Annotated in this window: 16 protein-coding genes; 8 read left to right on the top strand and 8 right to left on the bottom strand. The window is 69.5% G+C overall.

Annotated elements, in window-relative coordinates:
- Positions 1 to 571 precede the first annotated feature (571 nt).
- Positions 572 to 3,655, top strand: a complete 3,084-nt coding sequence (locus ACXJKM_RS09895; RefSeq protein ID WP_457352030.1) for a ligand-binding sensor domain-containing diguanylate cyclase — start codon at positions 572 to 574, stop codon at positions 3,653 to 3,655.
- A gap of 65 nt (positions 3,656 to 3,720) precedes the next feature.
- Positions 3,721 to 4,248 carry a hypothetical protein gene (locus ACXJKM_RS09890; RefSeq protein ID WP_457352028.1) on the top strand — a complete coding sequence of 176 codons (528 nt, stop codon included), beginning with the start codon at positions 3,721 to 3,723 and terminating at the stop codon, positions 4,246 to 4,248.
- A gap of 30 nt (positions 4,249 to 4,278) precedes the next feature.
- On the opposite strand, the gene ACXJKM_RS09885 is transcribed toward ACXJKM_RS09890, so the two are convergent.
- Entirely contained in the window at positions 4,279 to 4,974 is a 696-nt protein-coding gene (locus tag ACXJKM_RS09885; RefSeq protein WP_457321111.1) for a dienelactone hydrolase family protein, read from the bottom strand.
- An 87-nt stretch (positions 4,975 to 5,061) separates the two neighbouring features.
- Here ACXJKM_RS09885 and ribA point away from each other — a divergent pair, with 87 nt between their 5' ends.
- Positions 5,062 to 5,667, top strand: coding sequence for a GTP cyclohydrolase II (gene ribA, locus ACXJKM_RS09880; protein WP_056201090.1), 606 nt, complete (start codon positions 5,062 to 5,064; stop codon positions 5,665 to 5,667).
- Between the two features lie 93 nt (positions 5,668 to 5,760).
- Here the strand turns inward: ribA and ACXJKM_RS09875 are convergent, their stop codons facing one another.
- Positions 5,761 to 5,964 (bottom strand): hypothetical protein, encoded by a 204-nt coding sequence (locus ACXJKM_RS09875; protein WP_056201093.1) that lies wholly within the window; start codon positions 5,962 to 5,964, stop codon positions 5,761 to 5,763.
- Positions 5,965 to 6,257: 293 nt separating this feature from the next.
- On the opposite strand from ACXJKM_RS09875, the gene ACXJKM_RS09870 reads away from it, so the two are divergent.
- Positions 6,258 to 7,985, top strand: a complete 1,728-nt coding sequence (locus ACXJKM_RS09870) for an ABC transporter permease (protein WP_457352026.1) — start codon at positions 6,258 to 6,260, stop codon at positions 7,983 to 7,985.
- Positions 7,982 to 9,280 (top strand): ABC transporter ATP-binding protein, encoded by a 1,299-nt coding sequence (locus ACXJKM_RS09865; RefSeq protein ID WP_056201365.1) that lies wholly within the window; start codon positions 7,982 to 7,984, stop codon positions 9,278 to 9,280. The genes ACXJKM_RS09870 and ACXJKM_RS09865 overlap by 4 nt, the downstream gene beginning before the upstream one ends.
- A gap of 1 nt (position 9,281) precedes the next feature.
- On the opposite strand, the gene ACXJKM_RS09860 is transcribed toward ACXJKM_RS09865, so the two are convergent.
- Entirely contained in the window at positions 9,282 to 9,803 is a 522-nt protein-coding gene (locus ACXJKM_RS09860; protein WP_056201097.1) for a DUF1697 domain-containing protein, read from the bottom strand.
- Positions 9,804 to 9,953: 150 nt separating this feature from the next.
- On the opposite strand from ACXJKM_RS09860, the gene ACXJKM_RS09855 reads away from it, so the two are divergent.
- The 3 genes from ACXJKM_RS09855 to ACXJKM_RS09845 all read left to right on the top strand — a co-directional run bounded on the left by ACXJKM_RS09855 (position 9,954) and on the right by ACXJKM_RS09845 (position 12,552).
- Complete coding sequence (locus tag ACXJKM_RS09855) at positions 9,954 to 10,724, top strand: DUF1521 domain-containing protein (protein ID WP_082532857.1); 771 nt, start codon at positions 9,954 to 9,956, stop codon at positions 10,722 to 10,724.
- Between the two features lie 12 nt (positions 10,725 to 10,736).
- A complete protein-coding gene (locus ACXJKM_RS09850; protein WP_056201100.1) occupies positions 10,737 to 11,834 on the top strand; it encodes a hypothetical protein in 1,098 nt (365 codons plus the stop codon).
- A gap of 64 nt (positions 11,835 to 11,898) precedes the next feature.
- Positions 11,899 to 12,552, top strand: coding sequence for a hypothetical protein (locus tag ACXJKM_RS09845; RefSeq protein WP_457352024.1), 654 nt, complete (start codon positions 11,899 to 11,901; stop codon positions 12,550 to 12,552).
- A gap of 41 nt (positions 12,553 to 12,593) precedes the next feature.
- Here the strand turns inward: ACXJKM_RS09845 and ACXJKM_RS09840 are convergent, their stop codons facing one another.
- From ACXJKM_RS09840 to ACXJKM_RS09820, 5 genes are all read right to left on the bottom strand, one after another.
- Entirely contained in the window at positions 12,594 to 13,316 is a 723-nt protein-coding gene (locus ACXJKM_RS09840; protein WP_457352022.1) for a DUF6683 family protein, read from the bottom strand.
- 26 nt (positions 13,317 to 13,342) lie between these two features.
- Complete coding sequence (locus tag ACXJKM_RS09835) at positions 13,343 to 15,067, bottom strand: hypothetical protein (RefSeq protein WP_457352021.1); 1,725 nt, start codon at positions 15,065 to 15,067, stop codon at positions 13,343 to 13,345.
- A 4-nt stretch (positions 15,068 to 15,071) separates the two neighbouring features.
- Complete coding sequence (locus tag ACXJKM_RS09830; protein ID WP_457352019.1) at positions 15,072 to 16,049, bottom strand: TolB family protein; 978 nt, start codon at positions 16,047 to 16,049, stop codon at positions 15,072 to 15,074.
- 98 nt (positions 16,050 to 16,147) lie between these two features.
- A complete protein-coding gene (locus tag ACXJKM_RS09825) occupies positions 16,148 to 17,179 on the bottom strand; it encodes a TolB family protein (RefSeq protein WP_457352017.1) in 1,032 nt (343 codons plus the stop codon).
- Between the two features lie 74 nt (positions 17,180 to 17,253).
- Complete coding sequence (locus ACXJKM_RS09820) at positions 17,254 to 17,961, bottom strand: hypothetical protein (protein WP_157281888.1); 708 nt, start codon at positions 17,959 to 17,961, stop codon at positions 17,254 to 17,256.
- Between the last annotated feature and the right edge of the window lie 116 nt (positions 17,962 to 18,077).

The following is an 18,077-nucleotide window of genomic DNA, read 5'->3' as shown; positions in this document are numbered from 1 at the left end:
GCGGTGGCGGATAAACCTGTTGGACTGAACCGCGCACCCGACGATGGTGTCAGGGACGGCAATAGGGCAATGTAAGTTTCAAACGCCCTGGCGGACCAGTGCGGATTCACCCTTGCTGCGCGGTGGGTCCGGCACAGCAGCCGGCGCGGCTTGCTGGCGGCGTGGGTAGTCGTGGTGCTGCGTCGAGGCGCCCGCTCTCGTGCCGGCTCGCTTTGCGGTGCACGCCGGATGCAGTGCATCGCGCGCGGCGCCGCCGCAGTGCCATCGCCGCCATCTGTGGCCCTCGGTGTCGTCGCCGCGCCCGTCATGGCGGCCGCCGGCACAGGGCGCCGTGTTCCGGCAGCAACCCTCGCAGCGCTGGCAAGTCCGCCTCGCGCTGCTCCACCACACGCCAGAGGTCTTGGCAGTGGGGGCAGGTGTTGATCTCGAGAACGCGTTTGAAGCCGCCCCGCAGGACGTGTTGCCTCAGCCGGCTGATGAACTGCTCGCCGGGCTCCGAGGCCGGGTAAACAGGGCGCGAGCGGCACCGGCCCGGCTTGGACAATGCGCGTTTCTGAAGACCGCGCCTCCCATGATCCACCGCACCCTGGCGCTGGCCGCCTGCCTGCTGGCCGTCCTGGCCCCGGTGGCCGTGGCGCAGCCGGTGCAGCCCGCACAGAGCGCGCTTGAGCCGCAGTTCGCCAACGTGCCGGTGCCGCGCGACGTGGTCGGCAGCCTGGCCCAGGACAAACAGGGCCTGATCTGGATCGGCACCAGCGACGGCTTGGCGCGCTTTGACGGCTACCGCCTGCGCCCCATCGAACGCGAAGGCGCCACGCCGGTGCAGCGCAACCTCGGCTGGGTGCGCTCGCTCGCGCCCGCCGCCGACGGCGGCATGTGGATAGGCACCGAGGTCAACGGCCTGGCGCGCTACGAGCCAGCCTTCGACCGGGTGCGCATGCTGGGCAGCGGCAGCGAGCGCGCCACGCCCATCCGCGCGCTGGCGGAGGACGACGCCGGCCGGGTCTGGGTCGGCACGCTGGGCCAGGGCCTGCTGCGCTTTGAGCCGAAAACCGCGCGCTTCGAGACCGAGCCGCTGCGCGTCGACGGCGAAACCGAGCGCCGCGTGCTGGCGCTGGCCGTGGGCCGCGACGGCGCGCTGTGGGCCGGCCACTGGCGCGGCCTCGCCCGGCGCGACTCGCAGGGCGGCTGGGCAACCCTGGCCCTGCCCGACAACGCCATCGTCGGCATCAGCACCTTGCTGGAGGATCGCGCGGGCCGGCTCTGGTTCGGCAGCGTGGACGGCCGCGTCGGCCGCATCGAGGCGAACGGCCAGCCGCGCTGGCTGGCGGCGCGCTTCAAGGGGGGCGTGCAGGCACTGGCGCAGAGCGCCGACGGCACGGTCTGGGCCGGCCTGAACGACGGCATCGCCTGGCTGGACGGCGACAGCGGCGCGCTGCTGCGCCAGTTGCGCCACAACCCCCACCTGCCCGGCGGCCTGGCCGGCAATGACGTCAACGTGCTGCTGCGCGACCAGACCGGCACCATGTGGGTGGGCGGCTACGGCGTGGGCTTGCAGCGCCACCAGCAGCACCCGGCACTGGCCGTGCGCGGCCCCGACGCCGACCCCCGCAGCCCCCTGGCCAGCAGCGACCTGCGCGGCCTGCTGCCCCGCCGTGACGGCCTGCTGATGGTGGCCACGCACAGCGGCCCGGTGGCCCTGCTGGACGCGCAGCTGCGCACCGTCGGCGGCTGGCCGCGTGAGGCCGACACGCCGGTGGACAACCTCGCCGAGGGGCCGGACGGCAGCGTCTGGCTGGTGGCCAACGGCCGCCTGGAGCGCCGCGAACCGCGCAGCGCCCGCCTGCTCGCCAGCTGGGCGCTGGAGGGCGGCCGCGCGCATCGCGTGCTGGTGCTGCCGAACAGCGATGGCGGGGAGGTCTGGGTCGGCATGCAGGACGGGCTTTACCGCCTGCCCTCGCCCCAGGCCCGCATCGAGCGGGTGCGCCGCGCGGATGGCGAGCCGCTGCGCGGCGGCGTGCATGCGCTGCGCGTGGAGGCCCGCAACGGCCAACTCTGGGTCGGCGCGCTGGCCGGCCTGTTCCGCTGGGACGGCCAGCGCCTGGCCGAGGTGCAGGGCGCGCCCGGCGAGGCGCTGGGCTTTCCTGCCGTGCTCGGCCTGCTGCACACCCGCGACGGCAGCCTGTACGTGGACACCGCCGTCAGCGGCCTGCACCGGCTCAAGGGCTACGACGAACAGGGCCGCGCGCGCTTCGAACGCATCAGCGAGCGCATGGGGGCGCCGGGCCGGCCCTTCGGCGTCAACCTGCACGAGGACGCCAAGGGCCGGGTGTGGAGCCAGCAATCCGTCTACGACCCGACCGCCAACCGCCTGGACGAGCTCTCCGGCGCCGAGGGCCCGCCGATGGGCACGCCGCGCTTCTTCGCCGACGCCGCCCTGCCCGACGGCCGCCTGCTCTTCTGCGGCAGCCGCGGCCTGCTCGTCATCGAGCCGCTGGCCTTCATGCCTTCGCGCTATGCGCCGCCGGTGGTCGTCAGCAGCCTGCGCCGCGATGGCCAGCTCTTCCAGCCGGACCAGGACCTGAAGCAAGGCTTGAAGCTGCCGGCCGGTACCCGCAGTGTGGCCGTCGAGTTCGCCGCACTGGACTACATCGACCCGGCCAAGCTGCGCTACATGATGCGCCTGGCGGGCTGGGACGCCGAATGGACGTTCACCGACGCCAGCGCCCGCTTCGCGAGCTATGGCGGCCTGCCGCCGGGCCGCTACCGGCTGGAGGTGTACGCCACCAACCATCACGGCGTGTGGGGCGACCGCCCGCTGCTGCTCGACATCGAGCTGCTGCCGGCCTGGTGGCAGACGCGCTGGGCCCAGGCGGCCGCCGCGCTTTCTTTACTGGGCTTGGCCTGGCTGCTGTTGCGCTGGGGGGTGGCGCGGCGCACCGCACAGCTGCGCCGACGCGAAACGGCGCTGCAAGCCCTGGTGGAGCAGCGCACCACGGAGCTGCGCGAGGCCAGCACCACCGACCCGCTGACCGGCCTGCGCAACCGCCGCTACCTGGACTCGCGGGTCACCTCGGACCTGCAGCTCTGCCTGCGCCACTACACCGAGCCGCGCCACAGCAACCCCGACCGCCACCGCGACGACGAGGCCGACCTGCTCGTCATGCTGATGGACCTCGATCATTTCAAGCGCATCAACGACCGCCACGGCCACACCGCGGGCGACCAGGTGCTGGTTGAGTTCGCCCGCCGGCTGCGCATGGTCTTCCGCGAGAGCGACGTGCTGGTGCGTTGGGGCGGCGAGGAATTCCTGGCCCTGGCCCGCGGCGGCGCACGCAGCGGCGCCACCGAGCTGGCGGCACGCTTCAACGCCGTCGTGCGCGAGCAGCCCTTCACGCTGGCCGACGGCCGCACGCTGCCGGTCACCGTGTCCATCGGCTTCGCCGTCTTCCCTCTCGACCCCGAAGCGCCTCGGGCCTGGGATTGGGACGCCACGCTGAGCCTGGCCGACGCCGCCCTCTATGCCGCCAAGGCGCAAGGCCGCGACGGCTACCTGGGCGTGCTGCGGGCCGATGGCCTGCGGCCCGATGAACTGGCCCTGGACGCCGACACCTGGCCGGATGAGCCGCGGCTGCAGGTGCGGCGCAGCGACTGAGCGCCAAGGCGGGCGGCGAGCGTGGCCAGCGCCGCAAAATGCGCGTTTTCAAGACGACCCATCCCATGATGCATCGCACCCTCACGCTGACGGCCTGCCTGCTGGCCAGCTTCGCCGCCGAGGCCGTGTCGACGACCGCGCAGATCACCGCCCAGTCGGCGCTGCTGGGCGTGCAACTGGCCGCCAAGCAGCGTGAGGCCAAGGGCGGCCTGCCCGCCGCGCAGAACGCCTGCATCCAGGCTCTGCAGCCCAGTGAGTTCTACGAGACGACCGAACGGGTGGTCACGATGTCGCTGAGTGCCAGCGAAGTGGCGGCGGCCGACCGGTTTTTCAGCTCGGTCCCGGGACACAAATACGCCAGGCACGGCTTGCTGAGCATCTACACCGCCCTGGGCGAAAAGGCCCCGGAGCCGCTGCCCGCCATTTCGGCAGCCGAAGTCAAGGCCATCGAAGCCTTTGCCGCCTCGCCGGCCGGACAAGCCCTGCTCACTCGCCAGGTCCTGCAATCCCCGGCGGCCCGCGAAGCCTATGACGGCCGCGCCCGTGAGCTGGTCACGCGCTGCCAGGCCGTCAAGCCCGATCGCGCGGACTGACGTGGGTCTCGCGAGCTGGGCGCGCGACGCTCAGCCCAGGTGCTTGCCAAAGAACCGCATCGCCCGGTCCCACGCCTGCTGCGCCCACACCGCGTCGTACTGCGTCTTGGCAATGCGCCCCGGCCCCTGTGCCGTCTCGTTGGCAAAGGCATGGTGGGCCAGATAGCGGTGGCCTTCGTAGCGCACACCGACCTCGGCGAACTTCGCTTCCAGGCCGTCCACGCCGGCAATCGGGAAGGACTCATCCTGCGTGGCCCAATGGGCCTGCAGCGGCATCTTGATCTTGCTGGCGTCCACATATTCCAGCGGCGGCATGCCGTACCAGATCACGGCGGCGTCGGCCTCGGGCACCATCGTCGCGGCCAGCACGGTCAGCGCGCCGCCCATGCAATAGCCGGTCACGCCGACCTTGCCGCTGCCCAGCTTCAGGTCTTTGAGGTAGTGCACCGCGCCGCGCACGTCCTGCGAGGCGGCGTCGCCAAAGTTCAGGTCCGTCATCAGATGGCCGGCTTCCTCGGCCTCGACGGTGCTCTTGCCGCGGTAGAGGTCAGGCACCAGCGCCGTGAACCCGGCCAGCGCAAAGCGATCAGCCACGCCACGGATCTGGTCGTTCAGGCCCCACCACTCCTGGATGACGACGACGGCGCCGAGAGGCTGGGCGGCCTCGGCGAGATAGCCGGACACAGGGGCGCCATCGGGGCGCTTGAACTGAACGGTCTGGGCCATGCGTGTCTCCTGAAAAGCGGCAGCCTAACCTGCGCGACACGGGGTTTTCCCCGGGGCGGCGAGAATGCCCCCTTGAAGCCCCACACCATGAAGATCGAACGCATCGTCTCCACCCGCCTGCCAACGCCCTATGGCGAGTTCGTCATTCACGGCTTCCGTGAGGACGATAGCGGGCAGGAGCATGTCGTGCTGAGCCTGGGTGAGCTGACCGGTGACGAGCCGCCGCTGGTGCGCGTGCACTCCGAATGCATGACCGGCGAAGTCTTCGGCTCGCTGCGCTGCGACTGCCGGCCGCAACTGCAAAGCGCCATGAAGCGCATCGCCGACCTGGGCCGCGGCGCCATCGTCTACATGCGCGGCCACGAGGGGCGCGGCATCGGCCTGGTGCAGAAGCTGCGCGCCTATGCCGAGCAGGACGCCGGCGCCGACACCATCCAGGCCAATGCCCAGCTGGGCCTGCCCATCGACTCACGCCGCTACGACGCCGCCGCCTGCATGCTGCGGTCCCTGGGCGTGCAGCGCATCCGGCTGCTGACCAACAACCCGCTGAAGATGGCCGCCCTGGCCGAGTTCGGCATCGACGTCGTCGAACGCGAAGCCTCGTTGACGGAGCCGGGGCCTGACAACGAGAAATACCTGCGCACCAAAGCCGAGTCCATGGGCCACCACGACCTCGGCCACCTCTTCGAATAAGGCAGGCCCCCTGCGCGGCAGAGGGCCTGGTCGGTCGACGGGCTAAGGCGCCGGTGGCACCTCACGGCGCCGCGCCCTCAGCCCCTTGCGCAGTCAGCGGTTCTTGGAACCCTGCTGGTTGCTGGGCTTGCTTTGCTGGTCGCGACCGGCAGAACCACCCCCTTGCTGGGGCGTCTGACTGCCGCCACCGGCCTGGCTTTGCTGGCCAGGGCTCTGGTCACGGCTCTGACCACCCTGCTGGATGTTCTGACCGCTTTCGGGCTGCTGCTTGCCGGATTGGCGTTGCTGGTTGGACATGGCTGTTCCTTCACTGTGAGCCTGGGCGGCACCCCATTGCGCCGCCGCGTCAACAACCTTAGGCCGCAGGCAAAAGATCCCTGTAGGAGAAGGCGCCGGATACATCGTCAAGTCGCAAGCCGGGGAGACGAGTTGTGCCGTTAGGCGACAAGGCAGATTCAAGCCGCCAGAGCTGCAACCAGTCGTAGTTCTTCGGCGCAGCGCTGCAAGCTGGGCGCAAGCTCCGGGGCGGCGCGCTTCACACCCGCCTTACGTGCCCGGACTAGGCTGCGCGGTCCCGTTCGCCCGCCACCATGTCCGACCGTCGCTTCTTCCCCCGCCCCGCCGTCGAGGCCGCGTTCAATCGCTGGGATTGGGCGCTGCTGCCCCTCGTCCTGGCGGTGCTGGTGCTGCTCGCGATGGCCGCGGCGGCGATGGCCCGACCCTTCCACCTTGGCGTGCCCCTGCCGCTGAGCCTGGACGTCGCCTATCTGCCTTATTACCTGCTGCGCACCACGCTGCGCATGTTCCTGGCGCTCGCCGCCTCGGTGGTGTTCGCCTGCGTGTTCGCGGTGCTGGCGGCCAAGGTGCGTGCGGCAGAGAAGGTGCTGGTGCCGCTGCTGGACATCCTGCAATCCATCCCCATCCTGGGTTTCCAGGCCATTGCCGTCGCGCCCTTCATCGCGCTGTTCCCTGGCAACCTGCTGGGCGTGGAGCTGGCAGCCCTGTTCGCCATCTTCACGAGCCAGGCCTGGAACATGGCCTTCAGCCTCTACCAGTCGCTGCGCACGGTGCCGGGCGAGCTGCAGGAGGCGGCGCGCATCTTCCAGCTGTCGGGCTGGCAGCGCTTCTGGCGGCTGGAGCTGCCCTTCGCCATGCCCAACCTGCTGTGGAACATGATGATGAGCATGAGCGGCGGCTGGTTCTTCGTCGTCGCGTCGGAAGCCATCTCGGTGGCCGGCCAGGACATCAAGCTGCCGGGCGTGGGCTCCTACATCGCCGTGGCCATCGAGGCGCGCGACCTCGGCGCCATCGGCTGGGCCATCGTCGGCATGCTGGTCGGCATCCTGCTGTACGACCAGCTGTTCTTCCGCCCGCTCTTGGCCTGGGCCGACCGCTTCCGCTTCGAGGAGGGCAGCAGCGAGCAGGCGCCGCAGTCCTGGCTGCTGACCTGGTTGCGCCGCACCCAGCTGCTGCAGCGCCTGGGGCAATGGCCGGGGCGCTGGATCACTGCCAGCTTCGCGCCGCTGAAGAAGAGCTACGACGGCCGCTCCATCCGCGCGCGGCCTGAAGATCCGAACCCGCTGTGGGCCCGCGCCTGGGACGCGCTGCTGGCCGCCCTGGTGCTGTTCGCCGTCTGGCGTCTGGTCAGCTTCATCCACACCGAGGTGGGCTGGGGCGAGGCGGCGCATGTGTTCAAGCTGGGCCTGTACACGCTGGCGCGCGTGCTCGCGCTGATCGCCGTGGCGTCGCTGATCTGGGTGCCCATCGGCGTGTGGATAGGCCTGAACCCGCGCATCGCCGGCCGCGTGCAGGCGGTGGCGCAGTTCCTCGCGGCCTTCCCGTCCAACCTCGTCTTCCCGGTCGCCGTCCTCGTCATCGTCAAGTACAGGCTCGACCCCGACCTCTGGTTGTCGCCCCTCATCATCCTGGGCACGCAGTGGTATCTGCTTTTCAACGTCGTGGCCGGCGCGTCGACCATCCCGACCGAGTTGCGCCTGGCCGCCAAGAACCTGGGGCTCAAGGGCTGGCTGGCCTGGCGGCGCTATCTGCTGCCGGCCATCTTCCCGAGCTTCGTCACCGGCGCCATCACGGCCAGCGGCGGCTCCTGGAACGCCAGCATCGTGGCCGAGTACGTGAGCTGGGGCGACACCCACCTGCAGGCCCAAGGCCTGGGCAGCTACATCCAGCAGATGACGACGGCGGGCGACTTCCCGCGCATCGCTTTAGGCATCGGCGTCATGTGCGTCTTCGTCATGGCGATGAACCACTGGGTCTGGCGGCGTCTCTACCGTATCGCCGAGGAAAGGATGCATTTCTGATGACGACGTTGATCGAACTGAAGGGCGTCGCCAAGGGCTTCAAGTCCAACGACGGCAGCCTGCGCTCGGTGCTGGAGGGCGTGGACTTTCGCCTCGACAAGGGCGAGATCGTCGCGCTACTGGGCCAGAGCGGCTCGGGCAAGAGCACGCTGCTGCGCATCATGGCCGGGCTGATCCCCGCGGACGCTGGCGACGTGCGCTACGGCGGCCAGCCACTGTTCGGGCCGGCGGCCGGCATCGCGATGGTGTTCCAGAGCTTTGCGCTGTTCCCTTGGCTCACCGTTCGGCAGAACGTCGAGCTCGGGCTGGAGGCGGCCGGCGTGCCGGCGGCGGAACGTGAGCGCCGCGCGAACGAAGCCATCGAGCTGATCGGCCTGGCCGGCTTTGAGGGCGCCCTGCCGCGCGAGCTGTCAGGCGGCATGCGCCAGCGCGTGGGCATGGCGCGGGCCCTGGTCATGCAGCCGGCCGTGCTGCTGATGGACGAGGCCTTCTCGGCCCTGGACGTGCTGACCGGCGAGCGCCTGCGCAACGAGATCCTCGACCTCTGGGACGGCGGCCAGATGCCCACGCAGGCCATGCTCGTCGTGTCGCACAACATCGAGGAGGCCGTCATGATGGCCGACCGCGTGCTGATCTTCGCCAGCAACCCGGGCCGCGTGCGCGCCGAGCTGCCTATCACGCTGCCGCGCCCGCGCCGCGCCGACAGCCCCGAAGTGCGCCTGCTCATCGACGAGGTCTACCGGCTGATGACGAGCGCCACTCACGTGGCCGGCACCGTCGAGGAGGCGCCCAAGCCGCATCTCAGCGACCGCCTGCCCGAAGCCGACGTCGGCCGCATGGAGAGCCTGCTGGAGCTGCTGGCCGACGAACGCTTCAATGGCCGCGCCGACCTGCCCCAGCTGGCCGAGGAGAGCGAACTCACCGACGAGGCCATGCTGCCGCTGGCCGACGCGCTGCACCGCCTGGGCCTGGCCCAGCTCAGTGGCGGCGACCTCATCGTCACGCCGCTGGGCCAGCGCTATGTCGAAGGCGGCCACGAGTTCCGCCGCGAGATCTTCGGCCAGCAGCTGCTGGCGCATGTGCCACTGGCCACCTTCATCCGCGCCAGCCTGGAGCAGGAAGCCCACGGCGAGCTGAAGGAGGAGCCCTTCCTGAAGCTGCTGATGGACAGCATGGACGCCGCCGAGGCCGAGCGCGTGCTGCGCGTGGCCATCGAGTGGGCGCGCTATGGCGAGGTCTTCGAGTACGACTTCCACACCGGCCTGATTCACCTGCCCGAGTCGGGCGAGGACTGACTCAGGCCGCGGCGCACTTGGCCACGGTGTCCCAGGTGCGCGTCGTGATGGTCTTGCCGAAGGTCTTCTCCAGCAGGTGCATGAAGACCGGCCCCTTGGCCTCGGGCACATAGCTGCAGAACACCTCGCCGCCGTCCAGGCCCAGGATGCAGGCTTCGCCGTGCGTCACCGGCAGCTCGACGGGGCTCTCGGCAAGCGGCTCGCGCAGGAAGGTGACGACGCGCTTGGACCCGGGCTTGAGCTTGAAGGCGGCGAAGGGATCGGCCTTGATCAGCTGCTGCAGATGGGCCGTCGACCGCACGGTGGTGGCGAAGCTGTAGCCCTGGCCGTCCAGCATGGCCTTCTCGGCGCGTTTCTGCAGCGTCGCGATGGCGGCCGAGCGGGGCGTTGAGAACACGACGTTGCCGCTGCTCAGCAGCGTCTTCACGTCGGTGAAACCCGCCTCCTCGAAGCAGCGCTTGAGGTCGGGCATCTTGGCGTTCATCGGGCTGACGCCACGAAGCAGGGCGACATAACGGGGCATGGGTGCGAAGTATGGCCGCGGTGGCCAGAGCGCTTGCGGCCAACCCTAGCTGCGGCTGCCCCGAATTGCGGGCGGCCGCAGCTAGCGGGCCTGGCCGAGTCCGAATGCAATGGCAACGCGACTGAGACACACCCCTGAGGAGAACGCGCCATGACCACCATCCAGACGGCCAGCAGCACCTCGCTGACCGCCACATCCTCCGTCCCGAACACCAACCCGACCCACGCCAGCACCCAGATGAAGGGTGGCCAGGCCGTGTTCGAGAACGACAACTACCGCATCACCGCCGGTGACAACAATACCGTCAACATCTTCAACAAGAAGACCGGCGAGACCTACAACATCTGGGGCGACCCGCACGTCAACATCGACGGCAAGCATGCCTTCGACTTCTACGGCACCACGACCTTCAAGCTCGAGGACGGCACCAAGGTCACCATCGAAACCACGCCCTGGAATGCCGGCAATGGCATGACCCTTGCGAGCAAGGTCGCCATCACGAACGGCGACTACGGCGTCGAGATCAGCGGCGTGGACACCAACAAGGTCGGCGACCTCAAGATCGACGAGGCCGCCGGCTGGGGCGCCGTGCTTGACTGGACGCACAAGGACGGCAATGTGCTTCAGGAAAACCCGGCCGGCGCCGGCTTCCTGGGCGTGGACGCCAACGGTGACATCCACAAGGTCGACCAGGCCTACATGAACAAGACCGACCTGCAGCTGAACCCGGGCCTGGACCCAGCCACGCAACAGCGCGGCAGCGATTTCCTGCGCAACGCCCTCAGCCTGTTCAGTGGCCTGCTGTCGGCGTCGCTGAGTGGCGCCTTCCTGGGCTCGCTGTCGGATGCCGGCGAAAGCCGTTCGCACTCGACGCGCGACGCCCACCGGTTCTCGCTGACCGTGATGCGCCTGGACTTCTGAGCGGAGGCCACCATGCTTGCAGTTGATGCAGTTTCGAGCGGCCGGCAGACGCCGGTCGCCCGCGATCCCGCAGCGGAGGTCGTCAGCCGGGCGACCGACCCACGTACCGGCGTCGTCGACACCCAGCGCCTGGCGACCTGGGTGGTCGACGCGCGCAAGAGCGACCCGCAGGCCGCCGAGTCGGCGCATGCCGCCATCGAGCAGCACCTGCTGGCCTCGGGGCACCCCGGTGACGTGGCTCACTACAACCAGGATGTGTTGCAGGCCGCGCGCCAGAGCCTGCTGCCCGACCATGCACCCGGCGGCCTCTGGGCGGCCGGCCAGGGCATGCTGCAGCAAGGCAGCAAGCTGCTGATCGACAACCCCATCCTGATCAAGCGATGGGAAGCGACGACCAGCGCCTGGACGGGCAAGGGCGGTTTCACGCGCGGCCTGACCGAGCTGCTGACCAGCAACGGCATCCAGGTCGGCCAGACCGTGCATGCACCGCCGCCCGGTTCGCTGGGCCGCACCTCGGGCATCGCTTCGCCGGTGGCCAACAACACCAACGGCGCGCTGGCTCGCGACGCGATTGCCGACCGCTGGCGCGCCGCGGGCGCCCAGGTGCGCACCGAGGTGCCGGTGCAGAACGGCGCGCGCGTGGTGGACGTGGTGGCCGAGCCCCCGGCGACGGACCCGCGCATGCGCCAGCGCATCGACGTCGAGTCCAAGGTGGGCCGCACGGCGCTGGACAGCGACATCCGTGGCCAGGTGGCGCGCGATGTCGAGGCCCTGAAGGTCAACCGTGGCCTGCGCGGCGCCGGTCAGCTGCTGGAAGGCGTGGGCAAGGTCGCCCGGCCCGTCGGCGTCGTGCTGGATGCCATTTCGCTCGGCCAGGCCTACCAGGCCGACGGCAACCGCATCGGCGAGAACACCGGGCGCACCGCCTCCGGCGTGGCCGGCGGCGCCCTGGGTGGCTGGGGTGGTGCGGCCCTGGGCGCGACCATCGGCACGGCCATCTTCCCGGGCGTGGGCACGGTGGTTGGCGGCATCATCGGCGGCATTGGCGGCGCCATCGCTGGCGATGCTGGCGGCCGTGGCATCTTCGATACGGTAAAAGGCTGGTTCTGAACCGGGCTTGTTCCGAATGGACGGCCTCTCGAGGCCGTCCATTTTTCTTTCGCGCTTGCTCAACATGCCGAACCTGATCCAGCGCTGGCTTGCCGGCACTAAAGCGTCCACCTGGGACCTGAGCGACTACCCCGCCTATGAGCTGCCTCACCCCGGCTCCGGCCGTGCGCTGAGCGAGAGCCAGGCCCAGGCCAACTGGGCCTACTTCCAGGCCACGCTGAACGAGCGCCAACGCCTGCTGCGCGACTGGCTGCTGGCGCATGAAGGGCCCGATCCGCAGGCACTGCAAGGCGTGGTCTATGCCAAGGCCTTGAACGCCTGGGCCAAGGCGCATTGGCCACAGCTGCCGGCCTTCGGCCGCCTGCCCAAGCACTCGCCCTGGCCGGACTGCACGCGCGGCGGCCCCTTCATCGTCTACAGCCTGCTGGGCGACCTGGGCGTGAGCCTGGGCGAGGCGATCCGCCACGCCAATGGCGACTGGCACTGGGGCCTGAACATGGACGCCATCGACCTGGCCGACAACATGGCCACGGCGCGCCGCGTCGTGCTGCTGGCCGACCTGAAGCACCCGACGCCGCAGGCCCGTGAGGCCGTGCTGGACCTGGAGGCCCTACTCTTCGCGGCCCACCGTTTCCCGGATTCGCCGGATTTCGTCTACCTGGACTCCTGGACCCGGACCGTGGCCGACGCGATCGCCGGCGGCTATCACGACACCTGAGGCCGGCCGCCGTGGCGGCATGCCTGCAGAGCCGCCCTTCCTCAGCGCGCCACCAGCCCTTGCGGCCCGATCTGGATGCGCTCCACCCCGAGCCCCAACGCCGCCTCGAGGTTGGCCTTGGCCGCATTGCGGAAATTGACCTCCTCGTTGGGGTTGGGCTTGCTGTTGAGGTGCTCGCGGTAGACCACCATGAAGGTGCCCACCATGGCCAGCTGCTCGAACATCGCGCGCTTGGCGGCCGGGCTGCTTTGGGTGAAGGCGGCGTTCTGGCCCAGCATGCGTTGCATCTGCAGCACCAGGGACTTGAAGTGCTCGTCGGGCACGGGCTGCTGCATGAGGGCGGTGTAATTGCCGGCGATGAAGGCCGCCACGCCGGCTGCGGCGTCATTGGGCGTCAGGCCGAGCTGGGTCTCGAGCTTCTGCCAGAAGACGAAGGACTCCTCATACGCCTTGGTCATGGCGCCGCGATGCGCCGCGGGGAAGCGCTGCGCCAGCTCGGTGGCCGACTGGCGGACCTGCGCCGGCCCGTTGGTGACAAGGGGCGCGTTGAGGGCGGCCAGCGCGCTGGCCGAGGTGACTGCGGGCGCCGCGCTGAACACCGGAGCAGCGGGTGCCGCGCCGCCACCCGCACCGGGCTTGGCGAGCATGGTGCGCATCTGCTCGGCCAGGCTGATCGAGGGGGCGACCTGAGCCGTGGCCGCGCCGGCAGCGCCGACCAGGGCCGCCAGGGCCAGACGAAGAACAAGGGATCGCAGTCGGGGCATTTGAAACTCCAGTGGAAAGGTCGGGGTCATTTGTCGAGGACGAGGCTGCCGCTGCCCACGTAGACGGTCCTGTTGTCGTCGTGCACGGGAAAGCTGAGCAGGCGCTGCTGGTGGCCGTCGTCGTAGTCGAGGGTGAGGACGAAGCCGCTGAGCTGGTAGCGGCCGCGGCGGCCGGCGCCGTCGTCCTGCTTGCGCGAGCTCACCGCGCCCGCCGTGCCAAAGGGCGTGCCCACCGTGCCGCCGCCGGTGCTGCTGCTGCCCTTGCCATCGCCATGGGCCGAGCCGGCAATGACCGTGTTGTTGAGCGTCGCGGCCAGCGTGCCGGTGCTGGACAGCGCGCTGTAGCTGCGCTCGAAGCGGCCGTCGCGCATGAAGCGCAACGTGGTGCTGGACGACCTGCCGCCAAGGACCAGGCTGCCGGTGAACGTGCCGCGGCTGAAAGTCCCCTCCAGCCGCGTGTCCTTGGGCCAGGGCCGCACCGCGTGATGCTTCTCGGCCTGCCAGGCGCCCGCGGGGCGGCCGTCATCGTCCTGCGGCTGCATTTCGCAAGGGCACGTAGGGCCGCCCCAAGTGCCCTTGACCCCCTCGGGGGGCGGGCCGGGCACGGCTCGGCCCTGGGGGCTGACATCAACCTTGCCGCTGGCGCGCCAGCGGCCCCAGCGCTGCGGCTCCAGCTGGCGCGACGCGACAACGTTGAGCTGGTCGGGCGGCATCTCGGTGCGGTGGTAGACCGTGCCATCGCGCAGCAGGAAGCGCACATCCTCTTCCCAGCGCGTGCCGCCATTGAAGTTGCTCTCGCCGTGGATGACCACGGCCGCCAGGTCCTTCTCCGCCAGGCCGCGGCCCGGCGGCGTCGTCACGCGCTGCAGCACCGCCCGTCTGCGCAGCATCGGCGCCTGAGGCAGCGGCGACGACGTCAGCCCCGCCGGGTTGGCGACCAGGGCCGCGTCGGCCAGGTCCAGGGAGTTGTCGTTCAGCGACGTGACGACACCGCGCAGCACCACCTCGCGGCCCACCCAGGGCTCGGCGTCGAACTTCAGGTGGATGCGCTGCTCCACATGCCGGTCGCCCTGCTGCTGCACCAGGAAGAAATGCGTCGGGCGGTCGATCTCGCGCGCCACGCGGCCCTTGACATAGACAACGCCGAGCTTGCGTTGCGCCTCCTCCTCGGAGATCACCAGCCAGTGGCCTCGCTGCGCCGTGAGCGCGGGGATCTGGCTGGGCAGCAGGAACTGGCCCCGGGCCGCCTCGGGCGCGATCGCCAGCGGGCTGGGGGGAGCCACCAGGTTGGCTTTCACCAGCGCCAGGGCCACGGCGCGTGCCTGGGGGTAGAGCGTGCTGACATCCATGGCCGGCGATTGCCAGTCGCGCGCCAACGCTGCGCAGGCCTGCTCGGGCGATGGATCGTCCAGCACCCGCTGGCGCATGGGCTCGGTCATGCGCGTGAACGACGGGATGCTGCTGCTGCGCTGCTGCATGCGGGCCACGACCATGCGCAGCGGGGCCAGCTGGTGCCGCTCGCGCCAGGCCACCCAGGCGTCGCGCATCGGCACGGCCGACGCCGCGCCCATGTCCTCACAGGCACCCAGCGTGGCCTCGGACATCACGTCCAGGCTGACGGCTTCGACGAGTTGCTGCACCGCCGCGGGATCGCTGGCCAGCGAGCGTGCGTCGGGCGCCGACTGCGCGGCGCCGGCCATCAGCAACACGGCGGCGGCGGCCAGCGCCGGCCGAGCAGCGATCAAGGGCATGCCTTCAGCGCGTCCAGGCCGCGAGCGGGCAGCCGACGGTCGTTGTCGAGCCATCGGGCCGTTTCAACGGGAACTGCCGGGCGTCGCCCGAGGGCGGCACGGCCACCACGTTGGACGCAGTAGCCTCGGCGTACCAGACCGTGCAGCTGCCGCGGCAGGTGGCGGCGGTGCAGGACACGCCGGTGTCCTTGGCAAACGCCACATAGCGGCTGTCCGGCGACCAGACCGCGCCGGCGATCAGGTCGTTCCTGGTGAATCGGCGCAGGTTGGAGCCGTCGACGTTCATCATCCACAGATCGACGCCAGCGATCGAACCCGTGTCGCGCATGGCTGCGAGCTGCACGAGAGCCTTGCTGCCATCGGGGCTGACATACACCGCCTCGGGCACGCGCGCCTCGGGCCAGCGCACGGTGGCGACACGTTGCTCGCCGCGGCCCGGCAAGACCCGGCTGATGTCGCCCGAGGGCTGCACGCGCAGCAGCGAGCCATCGGGCATCCACGACAGCGCGTCGGGTGTCTTGCTCGGTTGCGTGGCGTACAGCAGCCGGCGCGAGTCGAGGTCGTAGACGATGGCAGCACGCGGTGCAAAGACCGTCTTGCCCCACGACGCCAGGATCTGGTTGCTGCCCAGCGGCGAGGGGCGAACGCCGTCCGCTACATAGCCGTCGACGACCTGGTCCATCAGCACACTGCGGTCGCTGGTCCTGCGCACCGTCAGGTGGGTTTCGTCGCCGCCAACGCCCTGCGAGCTGTGGTCCCGCTGGATGAAGCGGCTGCCGTCAGGCCAGGGCGAGCGCCACTTGGCGTTGTCCACCATGGTGGCAGCGCCGGAGTTGGGATTCAGCGCGAACGTGCCCTGCGGGTTGCTGAGGTCGCTGAATGAATGCCAGACCGTGCCTGGCAGCGCAGCGGCAGCCTGCGCGGCCATGACGGCGCCCAGGCAGGCCAGCGCGGCGGCGAAACGACGACGGTTCTCAGGCATCGGGGGCGAGGGCTCCAAATGGAACAGGCGACTCCAAGAATCGCCTGTCGTTACGGGTGCAATGGCATTGGAGCTCGCCGCGCACCAGCCACAAATCCCTAACGCGTCCAGGCCATGACCGGGCAGCGCAGATCGGTCATCGACCCGTCGGGCCGCTTCGCCGGGAATTTCTTGGCATCGCCGGATGCATCCACGGCCACCACGTCCGTCGCCGAGGCGGGGGCATACCAGACCGTGCAACTGCCCTGGCAGGTGGCGTCGGTGCAGGTCACGCCGGTGTCCTTGGTGAAGGCCACGAACTTGCTGTCGGGCGACCAGTAGGCCTCGGCGATCAAGCCGTTGTTCGTGAAGCGCTTCAGGTTGGCACCGTTGGCATCCATCATCCACAGGTCCACGCCGCTGACCGAGCCGGTGCTGCGCAGCGCCGCGAGCTGCACCAGGGCCTTGCTGCCGTCGGGGCTGACATAGACCGCCTGCGGCAGCCGCGATTCTGGCCAGCTGACGGTGGCGACCTGCTGCTCGCTGCCACCCGGCGTGACCTTGCTGACGCCGCCCGAGGGCTGCACGCGCAGCAGGGTGCCGTCAGGCATCCAGGCGACGGCGTCCGGCGTCTTGCTCAGCGGCGTGGCGAAAAGCACCTTCTGCGCGCTGAAGTCCCAGACCACGGCGGCCCTGGGCGCGGCGGTTGTCTCGCCCCAGTAGGCCAGGACCTGGTTGGTGGCCAGCGGCGACGGCGCAAGGCGGGCGATGTAGCCGTCAACGACCTGGTCCACGACCAGGCTCTTGTCGTCGGTCTTGCGCACCGTGAGGCGGGTCTCGCCGCTGGAGCCCTGCGAGGTGTAGTCGTTGCTGATGAAGCGACTGCCATCGGGCGAAGGCACGCCCCACTTCTCGGATTGGACGGCCGTCGAGACCCCGGTGTTGGGATTCATGACGAAAGTTCCCGCCGGATTGCCGAGGTCGCTGAAGGAATGCCAGATATTGCCCGTCAGCGTGGTCGGCGGATCGGGCGTGGGAACGACGGGCGGGGTCGTCGGCGTGGCTTCGTCCCCGCCACCACCGCCGCCACATCCACTGAGCGCAGCGAGGCACGCCAGAACCGTCAAAGCAAGGCGACTGAAGTTTTTCATCTTGGGCAGGAACTGAAAGTTGAAATGCAAAAGGGAGGGGCGATGCCCCTCCTCTTGTTTTCTCAGGTTGCGGCTTATTGCTTGCGAGCCATCGTGCCCAGCGCTTCGCCCAGACCCTTCAGCGCCGTCGTGAAGACGCTGTTCAGGTAGTTGTATTCCTGGCTGGTGGCCTGGAATTGGGTCATCAGCTTGTTGAACTCGTCAGCCTGCTTGCTCTGCTCTTCGGAGCCGGACTTGGCGGCGGACTTGGCGGCAGAGGCGTCGTTGATCTGTTGCGACAGATTGACCATCTCCTTGGCCTTGGCGCCCAGAGCCGAGCCCATCACGGAGGCGATGGCCTGCAGCCAGCCGCCACCGCTGGGCTTGCTGCCCTTGGAGCTGCCGGTGCCTTGCGAGCGCAGCTGGTCGAGCACGCCTTGCACGATCTGGTTGGAGAAGTCGGACTCCCACTGCTTGACGGCGCCGCCGAAGTTTTGCTGGGCCGCACCTTGCGCTTCGTGCGAAACGCCTTGCTGGCTTTGCGAGGTCAGTTGGTTGATGACCTGGCCGATGGTCGACTTGACTTCTTCGCCCAGGAACTTGGGCATGCCGTGTTCCTTGACCAGGGTGTCGACGGCACTGTTGGCGCCGCTGCCGATGGCTTGCTGCAGCATGCCGCCGATGGCCTGGCCGATCATGGCGCCGATGGGGCCGCCGAAGATGCCGCCGACGATGCCGCCCACGGCGCCCAGGATGCCACCCGAGCCACCGCCGCCGAAGATGCTGCTAACTGCTGATCCCATGTTGATCTCCAAAAAAGATTTAGGTTTCGCGGCAGAAGCTGCCGCAGTGATTGATTGACATTCGAGGCATCTGAATTCGGTGGCGACTGAGAAAACACCGGACTCGCTGCGTGTCT

Source organism: Roseateles sp. P5_D6 (genome assembly GCF_054049415.1).
This window is presented reverse-complemented; position numbering and strand designations above follow the sequence as displayed.

Bases quoted from the DNA above. Each gene is read 5' to 3' on its own strand.
- ACXJKM_RS09875 (WP_056201093.1), bottom strand. From the start codon at position 5,964: ATGTCCAACCAGCAACGCCAATCCGGCAAGCAGCAGCCCGAAAGCGGT.
- ribA (WP_056201090.1), top strand. From the start codon at position 5,062: ATGAAGATCGAACGCATCGTCTCCACCCGCCTGCCAACGCCCTATGGC.
- ACXJKM_RS09840 (WP_457352022.1), bottom strand. From the start codon at position 13,316: ATGCCCCGACTGCGATCCCTTGTTCTTCGTCTGGCCCTGGCGGCCCTG.
- ACXJKM_RS09895 (WP_457352030.1), top strand. From the start codon at position 572: ATGATCCACCGCACCCTGGCGCTGGCCGCCTGCCTGCTGGCCGTCCTG.
- ACXJKM_RS09850 (WP_056201100.1), top strand. From the start codon at position 10,737: ATGCTTGCAGTTGATGCAGTTTCGAGCGGCCGGCAGACGCCGGTCGCC.
- ACXJKM_RS09820 (WP_157281888.1), bottom strand. From the start codon at position 17,961: ATGGGATCAGCAGTTAGCAGCATCTTCGGCGGCGGTGGCTCGGGTGGC.
- ACXJKM_RS09830 (WP_457352019.1), bottom strand. From the start codon at position 16,049: ATGCCTGAGAACCGTCGTCGTTTCGCCGCCGCGCTGGCCTGCCTGGGC.
- ACXJKM_RS09860 (WP_056201097.1), bottom strand. From the start codon at position 9,803: ATGCCCCGTTATGTCGCCCTGCTTCGTGGCGTCAGCCCGATGAACGCC.
- ACXJKM_RS09870 (WP_457352026.1), top strand. From the start codon at position 6,258: ATGTCCGACCGTCGCTTCTTCCCCCGCCCCGCCGTCGAGGCCGCGTTC.
- ACXJKM_RS09890 (WP_457352028.1), top strand. From the start codon at position 3,721: ATGATGCATCGCACCCTCACGCTGACGGCCTGCCTGCTGGCCAGCTTC.
- ACXJKM_RS09845 (WP_457352024.1), top strand. From the start codon at position 11,899: ATGCCGAACCTGATCCAGCGCTGGCTTGCCGGCACTAAAGCGTCCACC.
- ACXJKM_RS09825 (WP_457352017.1), bottom strand. From the start codon at position 17,179: ATGAAAAACTTCAGTCGCCTTGCTTTGACGGTTCTGGCGTGCCTCGCT.
- ACXJKM_RS09885 (WP_457321111.1), bottom strand. From the start codon at position 4,974: ATGGCCCAGACCGTTCAGTTCAAGCGCCCCGATGGCGCCCCTGTGTCC.
- ACXJKM_RS09835 (WP_457352021.1), bottom strand. From the start codon at position 15,067: ATGCCCTTGATCGCTGCTCGGCCGGCGCTGGCCGCCGCCGCCGTGTTG.
- ACXJKM_RS09855 (WP_082532857.1), top strand. From the start codon at position 9,954: ATGACCACCATCCAGACGGCCAGCAGCACCTCGCTGACCGCCACATCC.